Origin of the sequence: Stackebrandtia sp. (genome assembly GCF_035643755.1) — a bacterium.
Taxonomy (GTDB): domain Bacteria; phylum Actinomycetota; class Actinomycetes; order Mycobacteriales; family Micromonosporaceae; genus Stackebrandtia.
In genome coordinates this window covers 1-13,820 of the sequence record NZ_DASQPW010000072.1, presented here as the reverse complement: position 1 = coordinate 13,820, position 13,820 = coordinate 1, and the positions used below count along the sequence as shown (strand labels likewise).

Below are 13,820 nucleotides of genomic sequence, written 5' to 3'. Positions count from 1 at the left end.
CTGATCCGCCGCCACGCCGCGCACGGCCGCGGCGAGGCCGCCGCGCGGCGCCGCGTCGCCCACAACGACGCCCCCAACGCCCGAAGAGTGGAATCGCGGCGCGACACCGCCGATCGCGTCATCGCCCCCGCGCCATGGAATCCCGGCGAATCCATCGAAAAGCGGTAATGTCTCCGTTACCGCATGTTAGCTTCGCAACGATGGCTGGGGCGAGTTGCGACCCATGCGACATCGGGGGTGTGGGAATGAGAATCGCGCGATTTTTTGCTGGGTCGGCATTGGTGGGGGGCGCGCTGATACTGGCCGCCCCGGGCATGGCGCTGGCGGACGAGACCAAAATATCGGTCACGCCAACCACGGTGGCGGCTGGCAATTCCATAACGTTCAAGGGAAACTGCGCCGGGGAGACATCCGAGGCGCAGTTTTGGTACGTGCTCAAGGGCAGCGACCGCAAGCGTGGAAACGCCGAGGGCGACAAGAAGTCTGGCAACTGGCAGGCGACGATAGCCATTCCCGACTCCACCGAGGCGGGAACCTACGTCGCCTCCATCAAGTGCGGCGCTGAGCCCGCCGTGACCGCGAGTTTCACCGTCACGAAGGACGAACCCTCCCCCTCCCCGAGCGCCGACACGACGGTGACGGTTTCACCCACCACGGTCAACCCGGGCGGCACCATCACGGTGTCGGGCACCTGCGACAAGGGCGCGGACAACGCCAGCATCTGGTACGGCAACGCCGACGGCTCGGGCCAGCCCTACGCGCAAAAGGACGGCCTGTCCGCCGACTCCTCGGGAAAGATCAGCGGGTCCCTGGCGATCACCCCCGAGACCCCGACGGGCAGCTACGTGGCCGTGTTGCGCTGCGACAAGAGCGTGGAGAACCCGCCGACGGCGTCGTTCACGGTCTCCACGGGCGGCACCACCGCCGGTGACGGGGGATCCTTGGGCGGCAACGGAACCATCCTGGTGTTGGTGGGCGGCGGCATGCTGGCCGCGGCCTCGCTGGGTGGCGCGATCTACATGCAGCGCCACGGGTTCGGTGTCGCCGCGTAGCCTCGCCGCGGCCTCGGGCCAGCGCGTTCCGCGTCAGGTGATCGTGCTCGTGCTGCTGGCGGTGGTGGCCGCCGCGGGTTGTGGGCTGATGCTGGGCGGGTTGACGCCGTGGGCGGTGTACGCGCCGCGGCCCGACACCGTGGCCCACCCGGCGTCACTGCCGCCCGTGCCGACCCTGGCCCCGGGCCAGCACGCCCCCGAGGCGCTGCGGCGCTCGGCGCCAACAGTGGTCGACATCGCCGCGATCGGGGTGCACGCCGACGTGGTCCCCGTGGGCCTGCATCGCGACGGCACCATCGCCGTGCCCAGTCTGCGCCGCCCCGAGCTGGCGGGCTGGTTTCGTTCCGGCCCCTCGCCGGGGGAGTCCGGTGTGGCGGCGTTGGTGGGCCACGTGGACAGCCGGGCCAGCGGCGCGGCGGTGTTCTACGAGCTGGGCGCGTTGGCGCCGGGCGCCGCCATCGAGGTGTCGCGCGCCGACGGCAGCCGGGCCCGGTTCCTGGTGGATCTGGTGGAGTCGTATCCGAAGCGCAGGTTCCCGTACGGCGCGGTGTTCGGCGACACCGGGTACGCCGCGCTGCGCCTGATCACCTGCGGCGGCAGCTTCGATGCCGGGCACCGCAGCTACCGCGACAACATCGTCGTCTACGCCACCATGGACTATTCGACGCGTTGAGCGCCGACCAGCTGCCGCACGGCGTCCAGGCCCACGTCGCCGCCGGGGCCGGCGTGCGGCACCAGGTAGGCGCGGATGCCCAGGGCGGTGGCCGCGGCGTCGGCGGGCTGGTCGCCGACCATCAGGACGTCCTCGGGCTCGACCTCCAGGCGCAGGCACGCCTCGCGGAAGATCTCCGGCTCGGGCTTGCACCATCCCACCTCGTAGGACAGTATCCAGTGGTCGATGAGGTCGTCGAAGCCCAGATGCTTGATGACGGGGCGCAGGTCGAAGCCGATGTTGCTGATCAGGGCGGTGGGGATCTTGGCGTCGCGCAGGGCCCGCAGCGTCGGGATGGTGTCGCGAAACGCCACCCAGCCGTCGGGCGCGATCAGGCGCTCGTACATCGCCTCGGCGAAGCCGTCGAAGGCGCCGGAGGTCTGGTCGGCCAACCCGATGAACGCCTCGCGGTGGGCAGATTCGGTGAGGTCGCGGTCGGCCCAGGCCGCGGCGAACGACGGCGTGACCTTGGCGGGTTGTCCGGAGCCGACCCATCCCAGGGCGCCGAGCGCGTCGGCGAGGATGGTGGCGCGGTAGGGCGGAAGCTCGACGCCGAGTTGGTCGGCGGCGATCTCCACCGAGCGGCTCAGCGGTTCGACCTGGGCGAGGGTGCCGTGGAAGTCCCACAAGACCGCCGTGATGGGCCGAAAGGATGACTCGGGGCTGGTGTCATGTGGTTCGTTCGGGCGCACGTTGGGGACAATACCCACCGGCTTCGGCGGCCCGGCAACGCGGCTCGCCGTGCGCACGGCGCCGGTGCGGCATCAGGGGTGCGCATTACCCTTGCGGTCATGACGTCAGGCAGCTCGCGACCGCGTACCCACGGCCCCGAGGCGGAAGCCGACGGCTCGCCCTCGCACCGGTACTTCGCTGCCCGGCAACGCGCGGAGTTTCCCCGGCTGGCGGATTTCGCCGGGCGCTATGCCTTCGGTCTGGACGACTTCCAGGTGAAGGCCTGCCAGGCGCTGGAGAAGGACAGCGGCGTGCTGGTGTGCGCGCCGACGGGCTCGGGCAAGACCGTGGTGGGGGAGTTCGCGGTGCACCTGGCCCTGGCCTCGGGCCGCAAGTGCTTCTACACCACCCCGATCAAGGCGCTGTCGAATCAGAAGTTCCACGACCTGGTGGATCAGCACGGCGCCGACGCGGTGGGCCTGTTGACGGGCGACACGGTGATCAACGGGGAGGCGCCGGTGGTCGTGATGACCACCGAGGTGCTGCGCAACATGCTCTACGCGGGATCGACCACATTGGATGGTCTGGGTTTCGTGGTGATGGACGAGGTGCATTACCTGGCCGACCGGTTCCGGGGCGCGGTGTGGGAGGAGGTCATCATCCACCTGCCCGCCTCGGTGAGCCTGGTCTCGTTGTCCGCCACGGTGTCCAACGCCGAGGAGTTCGCCGACTGGCTGGTGTCGCTGCGCGGCCACACCGAGGTCGTGGTGTCCGAGCACCGCCCGGTGCCGCTGTGGCAGCACGTCCTGGTGGGCCGCCGGATGTTCGACCTGTTCGCGGTGAAGGCCTCCGGCGGCGAGGACGCCGAGGACGGCCAGCAGGAGGGCGCCGGGGTGAATCCGTCGCTGATGCGGCACATCCGCCAGCAGGAACGCAAGCTCGGCTACGACCGCCGGGGCCGTCCGCGCCGCGGGCGCCCGCCGTTTCGCTCCGACGTGGTGTCCAAACTCGACTCCGAGGGTCTGCTGCCGGCCATCGTGTTCATCTTCAGCCGCGCCGCCTGCGACGCGGCGGTGTCGCAGTGCCTGTCGGATGGCCTGCGGCTCACCGACTCCGACGAGGAGGACGCGATCACGAGGGTGGCGTCCGAGCGCACCGCCCACATCGGAACGTCCGACCTGAACGCCCTGGGGTACTACCCGTGGCTGGACGGCCTGCGGCGCGGCATCGCCGCCCACCACGCGGGCCTGCTGCCGGTGTTCAAGGAGGTGGTGGAGGAGCTGTTCGTCCGCGGCCTCGTGAAGGTCGTCTACGCCACCGAGACCCTGGCGCTGGGAATCAACATGCCCGCCCGCACCGTCGTGTTGGAGCGGCTGGTGAAGTACAACGGCGAGGAGCACGTCGACCTCACGCCGGGGGAGTACACCCAGCTGACGGGCCGGGCCGGGCGGCGCGGCATCGACGTGGAGGGCCACGCCGTCACCATCTGGACGCCCGATGTGGACCCGCGGCACGTGGCGGGGCTGGCCTCGACGCGCACCTACCCGTTGAACTCCAGCTTCGCCCCCTCCTACAACATGGCCATCAACCTGATCGGCGGCCTGGGCGTCGACAAGTCGCGGGAGCTGTTGTCGTCGAGCTTCGCGCAGTTCCAGGCCGACCGCAAGGTGGTGGGCCTGGCCGAGCAGGCGCGTGCGGTGCGCCGCGCCGCCGAGGAGTTCGACGACGGCGCCAGCTGCGATCGCGGCGACTTCGGCGAGTACTTCGCGCTGCGCATGGCCATTTCGGACCGGGAGAAGATCTCGGCGCGGGAGCGCAAGGCCGCGGCGCGGGCCGACGCCCGGGTGGCGCTGACGAAGCTGCGCGTGGGCGACGTGATCCGGATCCCGGCCGGGCGGCGCGCGGGCCTGGCGGTGGTGCTGGACCCGGGTCTCACCCGGGGCGGGCGCGACGGCGAGCCCCGGCCGCTGGTGCTCACCGAGGCCCGCTGGGCCGGGCGCCTGGCCGCCGCGGCGTTCCCGGCGGCGGTGGATTCGCTGGCGCGCATCAAGGTGCCCAAGCACTTCAACCACCGCGACCCGGCCTCGCGCCGCGACCTGTCGGCGGCGATGCGCGCGGCCGCGGCGGTCAGCGAGCCGCGAATCCAACGTGGACGCTCCGGTCCGGACGTGGACGTCGAGCTGGAGGACATGCGGCTGCGGCTGCGCGAACACCCCTGCCACGCGTGCCCGGAGGTCAACGCGCACGCCGCCAACGCCGGGCGCCGCCACCGGCTGCTGGCCGACCACGCCCGCCTTCAGGACCGGGTGAACCGGCGCTCCGGCTCGCTGGCGCGCACCTTCGACCGGGTGCGCGACATGCTCGACGACTACGGCTACATCGCCGACGGCACCGTCACCGAGCCCGGCCGGGTGCTGGGCCGGATCTGGTCGGAGGCCGACCTGCTGGTGGCCGAGTGCGTGCGCGCCGGCGACTGGGACGGGCTGGCGCCGCCGGAGCTGGCGGCGGTGGCCAGCTGCGTGCTGTACGAGGCGCGCCGCGATTCCGACGTGGCCCCGGCGCTGCCCAAGGGCGCGGTGTCGCAGGCGGTGTCGGCGACGCTGCGCCGCTTCGAGTCCATCGCCTCCGACGAACGCGCCCGCGGCCTCCATCTGACCCGCGAGCCCGACCTGGGTTTCGTGTGGCCGATGTACCGCTGGGCGCGCGGCGAGCCGCTGGGCAAGGTGCTGGCGGCCGGGGACGGCCCGGACGGCATGATGCCCGCCGGCGACTTCGTGCGCTGGGCCCGCCAGACCGTCGACCTGCTGGGGCAGATCGGGCGCGCGGCCGGGGCGACCTCGGGTCTGGCGGCCACCGCCCGGGAGGCGGCCGAGGCGGTGCGGCACGGCGTGGTGGCCGACAGCTAGGTGACGCCACAGTGGCGCCGTGGTGGGGATAGGCTGTCAGCCATGACTTCTGCCGATACCCCTGGCGTGCCCGATGCGTCCTCCGCGGTCGTGCGGGCGTCCGACGCCGAACGTGAGCAGGTGGTGTCGCGGCTGCACACCGCCGTGTCCGAGGGCCGATTGACCCTGTCGGAGTTCAGCGACCGCACCGAGACCGTCTACGCCGCCCGTACCCGCGGCGACCTGGAGAAGCTGTTGTCGGACCTGCCCGAGCCCGGCGCGGCCACGTCTTCCACTTTGGAGTACCTGGGTTCGACGCCCCCGTCGTCGTCCCAGCAGCTGGGCGTGGGCGCGGTGAAGCGCCGCGGCCGCTGGCGGATGCCGGCGTCCAGCAGCATCGCCGTCAAGGTGGGCACGGTGAAGCTCGACCTGTGCGACGTCGAGATCACCACGCCGCAGGTGGAGCTGGAGTGCTCGGTGCGCCTGGGCTCGATCAAGGTGTGGGTGCCCGAGGGCATCAGGGTGATCGTGGACGGCCAGACCGAGCTGGGCTCGCGGATGGTGGAGGAGAACCACCTGCCCGACAACGTCCCGGCCCCGACGGTGCGGATGCGCCTGGACACCGGTTTCGGCACCGTCAAGGTGATGCGCGTCCAGGAGCACAAGCGCCGTCGCCGCTACTTCTGAGCCGCGTTCATCAGCACCAGGGGGTTGACGTAGTCGCGCATCGACACGATTCGCCCGCCCCGGACCCGCAGCACCAGCACCACCCGCTGGGTGAGCGCCGCTCCGCTGGCGGTGGACACGCCGTGCACGTCGTATTCGGCGATCACCACCTCGGGGTCGGTGGTGTCGTGGACGATGGTGTCTCCTATGGACTCGAAGCGCACCGGCGGCCCCGAGGTGGGCAGGGCGGACAGGAATTCCCGCACCGCCGCGGCGCCCTCCAGCCGCTTCGACCCGCCGCCGGGGAAGTAGGGCCATTCCACAATGGCGTCGTCGGCCAGCAGGGACGGGAAGGACTCGGTGTCGATGTCGCCCAATGAGGACTGTTGCACTCGCTTGACCATGTCGCGGGGGCTGAGCAGGGTATCGGCCACGGCGTTTCCTTTCAGCGTGAGGGTTCGGACGGATGCGGGTAGAGCCGGTCGATGGCGTCGCCGAAGGAGTCCATCACCTCGGCGCATTGCCGCAGCGCGTCGGTGGAGAACTCGCCCAGGATGTCGCGCATCTTGCGCATGCCGGTGTCGGTGAGTTCGGTGACCAGGCCGCGGCCGTGTGATGTCAGACGCACCCGGCGCACCCGGCGGTCGGCGGGGTCCTCGTGGCGCTCCACCAGGTCCTGGGCCACGAGGCGGTCGACGATGCCGGTGACGGTGCCGAGCTTCACGCCCAGGGCCTCGGCGAGGTCGTGCCCGGACAGATCGTCTCTCATGGACAGGATGAGCAGGGTCTTGAACTGCTGCATGGTCAGATTGGAAGCCAGGATCGGCAGGGATCGATCTTGAGCGAACACCCGCGCCATGTCCCTTTGGGCGCGCGTGATGTCGTCGATGAGCCTGTCGCGTTCCTCACTTTTGGCCAAGTCGGCACTCCCTTGTGCGCGTGAAGGTCGCTGAGAACAGCCTGAGACACGAATAGTTCGCATCACGCGAAATGTTATCTTCGGCCTGATACTCCAGTCAACCCTCTCACTTTAAGGGGACTTTCCCATGACCAGACTGGCCAGGCTGAGCCTAGCCAATCGCAGTCTGATTATTCTGATTGCGCTGGTACTCGGTGGGGTGGGGGCCTATGTGATCCCCATGCTCAAGCAACAACTGTTCCCGTCGCTGGAACTGCCCATGGCCACAGTGGTCTCGACCTACCAGGGCGCCTCCCCGCAGATCGTGGAGGAACAGATCACCAAGAAGGTCGAAAGCAGCCTGCAGGGCGTCGACGGGGTCGAGAAGATCACCTCGACGTCCAGTGAGGGCGTCTCGCAGGTGCAGGTGTCGTTCGATTACGGCACCGACAACGACGACCTGGTCAACAACATCGAAAAGGCCGTCGACGGGATCAATGACCTGCCGCAGGACGTCGACCCGAAGGTCATGTCGGGCGGCACCGACGACATCCCCGTGATGGCGCTTGCCGTGTCGGCCGGGGACGGCACCTCCGACGCCAAGCTCCTCGACAAGCTGGACTCCATTGTGGTGCCCGAGCTGAAGTCGATTCCCAACGTGCGCGACGCCCAGGTCACCGGGGCCCGCGACGACCAGGTGACCATCACCCCCGATTCCGACAAGCTGAAGGCCAAGGGCCTGTCGCCCACGGCGATCACGGACGCGCTGCAGGCCAACGGGGTCGCGGTTCCGGCGGGCACGCTGAGCCAGGACGGCAAGGCGATGAGCGTCCAGGTCGGCGACAAGATGGACAGCGCCGACGACATCAAGGCCATGTACCTGACGCCGTCATCGGGCTCCGGTGGCGGACAGCCCGGTGGGGCGGGCGCCGGACAGGGCGGCAAGGCCGCCGGCGGCGCGGCCGCCGCGGGAGCGGTCAAGCTGTCCGATGTGGCCGACGTGAAGGTGGAGCCCGAGAAGGCCACCTCCATCACCCGCACCAACGGCAAGAGCAGCCTCGGGGTGTCGGTCACGATGACCACCGACGGCAACGCGGTGGCCATCTCCCACGACATCAACGACAAGATGGACGACCTGAAGGACCGCCTGGGATCGGACGCCGAGATGTCGGTGATCTTCGACCAGGCGCCGTCGGTGGAGAAGTCCATCAACGACCTGACCACCGAGGGCGGCCTGGGTCTGCTGGGAGCCGTCCTCGTCATCATGGTGTTCCTGCTGTCGCTGCGGTCCACACTGGTCACGGCGATGTCGATCCCGCTGTCGGTGGTGATCGCGCTCATCGCGCTGTGGGCCGGGGACTACTCGCTCAACATGCTGACCCTGGGAGCGCTGACCATCTCGATCGGGCGCGTCGTCGACGACTCGATCGTCGTACTGGAGAACATCAAACGACATCTGGCGTACGGCGAGGCCAAACGCGACGCCGTCCTCAATGGCGTGCGCGAGGTGTCGGGCGCGGTGACCGCCTCCACCCTGACGACCGTGGCGGTGTTCCTGCCGATCGCGTTCGTGTCGGGCCTGGTCGGTCAGCTGTTCTCGTCGTTCGCCATCACCGTGACCGTGGCGCTGCTGGCGTCGCTGCTGGTGGCGTTGACGGTGATCCCGGTGCTGGCGTACTGGTTCATGAAGCGGCCCAAGGTGTCGGCGGCCGAGGCCGAGGCGATCCGCGCCAAGGCCGAGGCCAGGGAGCTGCGCAGCCCGCTGCAACGCATGTACGTGCCGATCCTCAAGTTCGCCACCCGGTTCAAGTTCATCACCATCGTGGTGGGAATCGCTGTGTTCATCGGCACCATCGCCCTGGTGCCGGGCCTGAAGACGAACTTCCTGGATTCGTCCGGTCAGGACACCACGTCCATGACGCAGACCATGCCGGTGGGCACCGACCTGGACACCACGAACAAGGCGTCCAAGAAGGTCGAGAAGGTGCTCAAGGACTTCCGCGCCGACGACAAGATCAAGAGCTACCAGGTCAACGTCGGCTCGGGAAACCCGATGTTCGGCGGCATGGGAGCCAAGACCAACAAGGCGTCCTACAGCATCACCGTGGCCGACGCCGACAAGACGCCGGACGTGGAGAAGGACCTGCGCGACGCCCTGGCTGACAAGAGCGGCATCGGCGAGGTGACCGTGGGCGCCCAGGGCGCCAGCGAGGCCACCGGAGGCAGCGCCGTCCAGGTGGACGTCAAGGGGTCCGACGAGGCCGCGCTGAAGGAGGCGGCGTCGAAGATCGAAGACGCCATGGGCGACGTGGACGGCGTCCGCGACGTCACGTCCAATCTGGAGGACGCGGCCCCGCGGCTCCAGGTCGACGTCGACGCCAAGAAGGCCGCCCAGGCGGGCCTCACCGAACAGGCCATCGGCCAGTTCGTGGCCCAGCAGGTGCAGGGCTCCCCGGTGGGCAACATCAGCCTGGACGGTCGCGACAGCGACATCGTGCTGGCCGGTGACGCCAAGCCCGGCGACGTCTCCGACGTCAAGGACCTGGAGATTCCCACCGCCGCGGGAGTGAAGAAGCTGTCGGACGTCGCCGACGTCAAACAGGTGAAGGCGCCGGTGGAGATCAGCCACATCGACGGCGACCGCACCGCGTCGGTGTCGGCCACCGCCGAGGCGACCGACCTGGGCGCGGTCACCGCGTCGCTGGAGTCGAAGCTGAAGAAGATCGACATGCCCGCGGGCACCAGCTACGACGTCGCCGGCGCCAGCCAGGACCAGTCCGACGCGTTCGGCGACCTCGGTCTGGCCATGCTGATCGCCATCGCCCTGGTCTTCATGATCATGGTGGCGACGTTCCGCAGCTTCGTGCAGCCGCTGATCCTGCTGGTGTCGATCCCGTTCGCCGCCACCGGTGCCATCGGTCTGCTCAAGCTCACCGACGTCCCGCTGGGCGTGCCGGGCATGATCGGCCTGTTGATGCTGATCGGCATCGTGGTCACCAACGCCATCGTCCTGATCGACCTGATCAACCAGTATCGGGCGCAGGGCATGGAGATCCGCGACGCCGTGATCGCGGGCGGGCGCCGCCGGCTGCGGCCGATCCTGATGACCGCGGTGGCGACCATCTGCGCCCTGGTGCCGATGGCGCTGGGCATCACCGGCTCGGGCGGATTCATCGCCCAGTCGCTGGCCATTGTGGTCATCGGCGGCCTGGTGTCGTCGACGATCCTGACCCTGCTGCTGGTTCCGGCGCTGTACACCATGGTGGAGCGGATCAAGCAGCGGTTCCGTCGCAAGCGGTCGGGCGGGGACTCCGCCCCCGCGGCGCCGCCACAGCCCGAGCGGGAGCCCGCCACGGTGGGTTCCTGATCCGAAGGGAGCGGTAGGTTGATGCGGCCCGGTCACGATTGGTGACCGGGCCGCATCGTCGCGGCGACCCGGTGCGGGTCGTCACACGTCTCAATGAGGACACACCGGCAACCGGAAGATGAACGCGAAGCGTCTATTCCGTCGTGACTGGACAACATGACAGACCCGTGAAGGTGCGGCGGCGGGTCCTGTTGGGAGGGGCGGTCGCCGGGGGCGCGGCGATCATGACGGGTTCGTTGACCCTGGGGGGCACGGCGGCGCCGATCCTGTTCCCCGACGCCAACCACACCCGCGGCTACACCGAGGCGCACACCCCGCACCTGCAGATCATCGCCCACCCCGACGACGACCTGTTCTTCTTCAACACCGACACCCAACACAGCATCGCCGCGGGGCATCCCGTGATCACGGTGTGCATCACGGCGGGGGAATCCAACGGGCACAACGGGATACACGCCAAGCGACGCAACTTCGCCGACTACGTGGCGGCCCGCCAGACCGGGCACCGCTCGGCATACGCGCTGATGGCGGGGCTGGGGGAGGACGCGCCGTGGCACCGCCGGGCGCTCGCGCTGCCGCACGGCGCGCACGCCGAGATCGCCACGCTGCACGGCAAACCCGACATCACCCTGATCTACCTGAACCTGTGGGAGGACGGCGCCCGGCACCCGCGCGCCCACGGCATCCGCCTGGCGGGCCTGTGGTCGGGGGCCGACGCCCGCCACGACGCCATGGTGCCCACCGGCTCGCCGCTTTCGAGGCCGTCGCGCTTCACCCGCGCCGGCCTGGCCGGGGCCCTGGCGCACATCATCGACGCCTTCAAGCCGAGCCTGGTGCGCACCATGGATCCCGACCCGGACCCGCAGGTGCACGACGCGGCCAATCCGCGCTTCGCCGACCAGGACGGCTTCAGCGACCACATCGACCACACCGCGGCCGGCCTGTTCGCGATGTCGGTGCTTCACGGGCACGCCAAGCACTCCTGCGTGGTGGAGGCGTACCGGGGCTACTACAACCGGCGGTGGCCGCGCAACCTGTCGGCTTCGGCGCGGCGCGGCAAGACGAAGCTGTTGGAGGCGTACGGCTGGCGGGACGGCCGCGACTGCGGGGCGGCCTGGGGCTGCGGCGACCGGCGCCTGATCCGCCACCGCGACCACGTGGCGTCCTATGTGGGAAGCACGAACTATCGCTACGCCGCCGACACCAACTGGATGCACGCCGACGACGACGGGATCTTCGCGGTGTCGGTGGAGCGGGGCCGCATGGTGCACTGGAACCACGACGGCTCGGCCTGGAAGAAGACGCGGTCGCACGCCGGCGGCTGGTACCTGCCCACGGTGCACATCGGACGCACCGGCGCGGGGGAGGCCCTGGCGCTGGCGATGCGGGCGTCCTACGGCCCCGACCCGCGCGACGAGACGCGCCAGCTGGTGGTGCGTTCGGTGACGGCCAGGGGCCTGGGGGCCGCGGTGTCGTTGGGTAACCCGGACTCCGGGGCCTCGGACGTGCGCGCCTGGCGCGGCCTGGGGGTGCCGGCCGTGGTGCCCTCGCCCGGCGGGGGAGCGATCGTGGCGGTGCGCAACTTCTTCCGGCAGCTGTCGCTGCGGCGGCTGAGCGCCAACGGACAGTGGGGTCGCTGGGAGCACGTCAACGGGCCCATCGTCCAAGACGGCCTGTGCGGGGTGTCCACGAAGGAGTACACCGAGATCTTCGGTTCGGGTGTTGACGGGGTGGTGTGTTGGCGGCAGTCCAAGGGGGAGTGGACGTCGTCGGTGATTCCCGACGCCGCGGTGGCCAGCGCGCCCACCCTGGTGCGGCTGGCCGACGGCGCGACCCTGCTGCTGGTGCGCGAGGCCAGGACCAGGCATCTGCTGGTGTTTCGCCGCGAGTCCGACGACGCCGACTGGCAGTCGCCGCCGCTGCGGTTGCAGACCACCGGCGGGTTCGGGCCGGTGGCGGCGATCGCGCCGCCGGCGTGGGACGGGCGGGTGGCGCTGGCGACCCGCAACGAGTCCGGCACGATCGGTCTGGCCATCATCGACGGTCGTTCGGGCAGGTTCGAGTCGTCGTGGGGCGACGGGGGTCCGTTCTTCGTTCACGCGCCGTCGTTGACTGTGGACGACGGCGATCGCCTGGTGGCCACGGTGATCGGCGCCGACGGCGCGTTGTATTCGGCCAGGCAGACCGAGCCCGGTACGGGTCTGCCGCGGACCTGGAAGGCGGCGCGCGCGGCGTCGCGGGCATGACGCGGGCCACGTTCGGTGTAGTGCGGCGGTGACGCGGCGGAACGATGTTGCACAATCGTGATGGTTTGGAAATCATGTCGTCGCGCGACCCGGCGGGCGTTGGCGCGGGATTTCACGCCGCTTGACTTTCCGTGAAACACGGTCGACATCTATCAGGAGCACCATCACCGCATGGACACCATGACCTCGTCGCGCACTCGCACGCAGCCCAGCACCGTCGTCGCCGGGAAGCTGGCGTCCACCATGCTCAGAACCGGGGGACGCTACGCTCAGCTGGCGGCCGAGACCATGATGCTGTGGTGGAGGTCGGCGAATTCGACGCCTCCACACTGCGATTTTTAGCAATATATATCGGGTCCGAGGCATCAAGCCTTGAGGAGCCGTACCGTGCCCACCGATGTGATTCTGGACGTCGACACCGGCGTCGACGACGCCCTGGCGTTGTTGTTCGCCGCGCGTCACCCGGGCCTGCGGCTACGGGCGGTGACCTGTGTGGACGGCAACGTGGGCGTCGATCGGGTGGTGCGCAACACCTTGGCGGTGTTGGAGACCGCCGGCCGATCCGAGGTGCCCGTGGCGCGCGGGGCCGAGCGTCCACTGTTGAGCCCCGTGCTGGACGCACGCGGCGTGCACGGCGCCGGCGGCCTGGGCGGCGTCGAGGTCCCCGAGCCCTCGACGAGGGCGGTGCCTGGCAACGCCGTCGAGCTGCTGCGGCGCACCATCATGGAGACTCCCGGCGAGGTGACCGTCATAGCCTTGGCGCCGTTGACGAATCTGGCGCTGCTGTTTCGCACCCATCCCGAGACCGCCGCGGCGGTGAAGCACGTGATGTTCATGGGCGGCTCGATCGGGGCGGGCAACACCACCGCCGGCGCCGAGTTCAACATCTGGCACGACCCGGAGGCCGCGGGCATCGTGCTGGACAGCGGCGCGGCGTTGACGATGTACGGGCTGGACGTGTTCTATCAGGTCACCGTGGACGACACCGGGATCAAGCGTCTGTCCGAAGGCGACGCGGCGTCCCGTCTGGCGGCCGGGCTGCTGAACGGGCGGGTGGGTTCGTGGCGGCAGGAGAGCCGGATCGCCGACCCGGGCGCGGCCTGCGTGGGCGACGCGGGGGCGGTGTGCGCGGTGGCCGATCCGGCGGGGCTCCAGACGCGGCGCACCGACGTTCACGTGTCGCTGGCGCCCGGCCCGACCCGGGGCATGACCCTGGCGGACATGCGGACCTCGCCGCAGGGTCGGCCCATGGGGGAGACCGACCCGCTGGGAACCTGGCCCGCCGAGGTCGCCGTGGCGGTCGATGGCTCCCGGTACCGGAA

11 protein-coding genes are annotated in these 13,820 nt (G+C 69.9%); 8 read left to right on the top strand and 3 right to left on the bottom strand.

Going from position 1 to position 13,820, the window contains the following annotated elements:
• Window positions 1–245: 245 nt before the first annotated feature.
• Together VE172_RS05310 and VE172_RS05305 are read left to right on the top strand one after the other, a co-directional pair.
• The gene (locus VE172_RS05310; protein ID WP_324798192.1) at window positions 246–1,052 is read left to right on the top strand and encodes a hypothetical protein; all 807 of its coding nucleotides are present in this window, start codon (window positions 246–248) and stop codon (window positions 1,050–1,052) included.
• On the top strand, window positions 1,039–1,725 hold the full coding sequence (locus tag VE172_RS05305; RefSeq protein ID WP_324798189.1) for a class F sortase: 687 nt from the start codon (window positions 1,039–1,041) through the stop codon (window positions 1,723–1,725). Before VE172_RS05310 ends, VE172_RS05305 begins: the two co-directional genes overlap by 14 nt.
• Here the strand turns inward: VE172_RS05305 and VE172_RS05300 are convergent.
• Entirely contained in the window at window positions 1,710–2,456 is a 747-nt protein-coding gene (locus VE172_RS05300; RefSeq protein ID WP_324798186.1) for an HAD family hydrolase, read from the bottom strand. The genes VE172_RS05305 and VE172_RS05300 overlap by 16 nt on opposite strands.
• A gap of 99 nt (window positions 2,457–2,555) precedes the next feature.
• On the opposite strand from VE172_RS05300, the gene VE172_RS05295 reads away from it, so the two are divergent.
• Window positions 2,556–5,342, top strand: a complete 2,787-nt coding sequence (locus VE172_RS05295; protein WP_324798183.1) for a DEAD/DEAH box helicase — start codon at window positions 2,556–2,558, stop codon at window positions 5,340–5,342.
• 42 nt (window positions 5,343–5,384) lie between these two features.
• Entirely contained in the window at window positions 5,385–6,008 is a 624-nt protein-coding gene (locus VE172_RS05290) for a DUF1707 SHOCT-like domain-containing protein (RefSeq protein ID WP_324798181.1), read from the top strand.
• Here the strand turns inward: VE172_RS05290 and VE172_RS05285 are convergent.
• Together VE172_RS05285 and VE172_RS05280 are read right to left on the bottom strand one after the other, a co-directional pair.
• Window positions 5,999–6,421: a nuclear transport factor 2 family protein gene (locus VE172_RS05285; protein ID WP_324798179.1), complete on the bottom strand. Its 423-nt coding sequence runs from the start codon at window positions 6,419–6,421 to the stop codon at window positions 5,999–6,001. The genes VE172_RS05290 and VE172_RS05285 overlap by 10 nt on opposite strands.
• An 11-nt stretch (window positions 6,422–6,432) precedes the next feature.
• On the bottom strand, window positions 6,433–6,906 hold the full coding sequence (locus tag VE172_RS05280; protein WP_324798176.1) for a MarR family winged helix-turn-helix transcriptional regulator: 474 nt from the start codon (window positions 6,904–6,906) through the stop codon (window positions 6,433–6,435).
• A gap of 127 nt (window positions 6,907–7,033) precedes the next feature.
• Between VE172_RS05280 and VE172_RS05275 the strand changes: the two genes are divergently transcribed.
• The 4 genes from VE172_RS05275 to VE172_RS05260 form a co-directional block, all read left to right on the top strand.
• Window positions 7,034–10,252: an efflux RND transporter permease subunit gene (locus tag VE172_RS05275; protein ID WP_324798173.1), complete on the top strand. Its 3,219-nt coding sequence runs from the start codon at window positions 7,034–7,036 to the stop codon at window positions 10,250–10,252.
• Between the two features lie 143 nt (window positions 10,253–10,395).
• Entirely contained in the window at window positions 10,396–12,498 is a 2,103-nt protein-coding gene (locus VE172_RS05270; protein WP_324798170.1) for a PIG-L family deacetylase, read from the top strand.
• Between the two features lie 171 nt (window positions 12,499–12,669).
• Window positions 12,670–12,840 (top strand): hypothetical protein, encoded by a 171-nt coding sequence (locus VE172_RS05265; protein WP_324798168.1) that lies wholly within the window; start codon window positions 12,670–12,672, stop codon window positions 12,838–12,840.
• Window positions 12,841–12,885: 45 nt separating this feature from the next.
• The coding region (locus VE172_RS05260) for a nucleoside hydrolase (protein ID WP_324798165.1) at window positions 12,886–13,820 on the top strand (935 nt) is incomplete at its 3' end.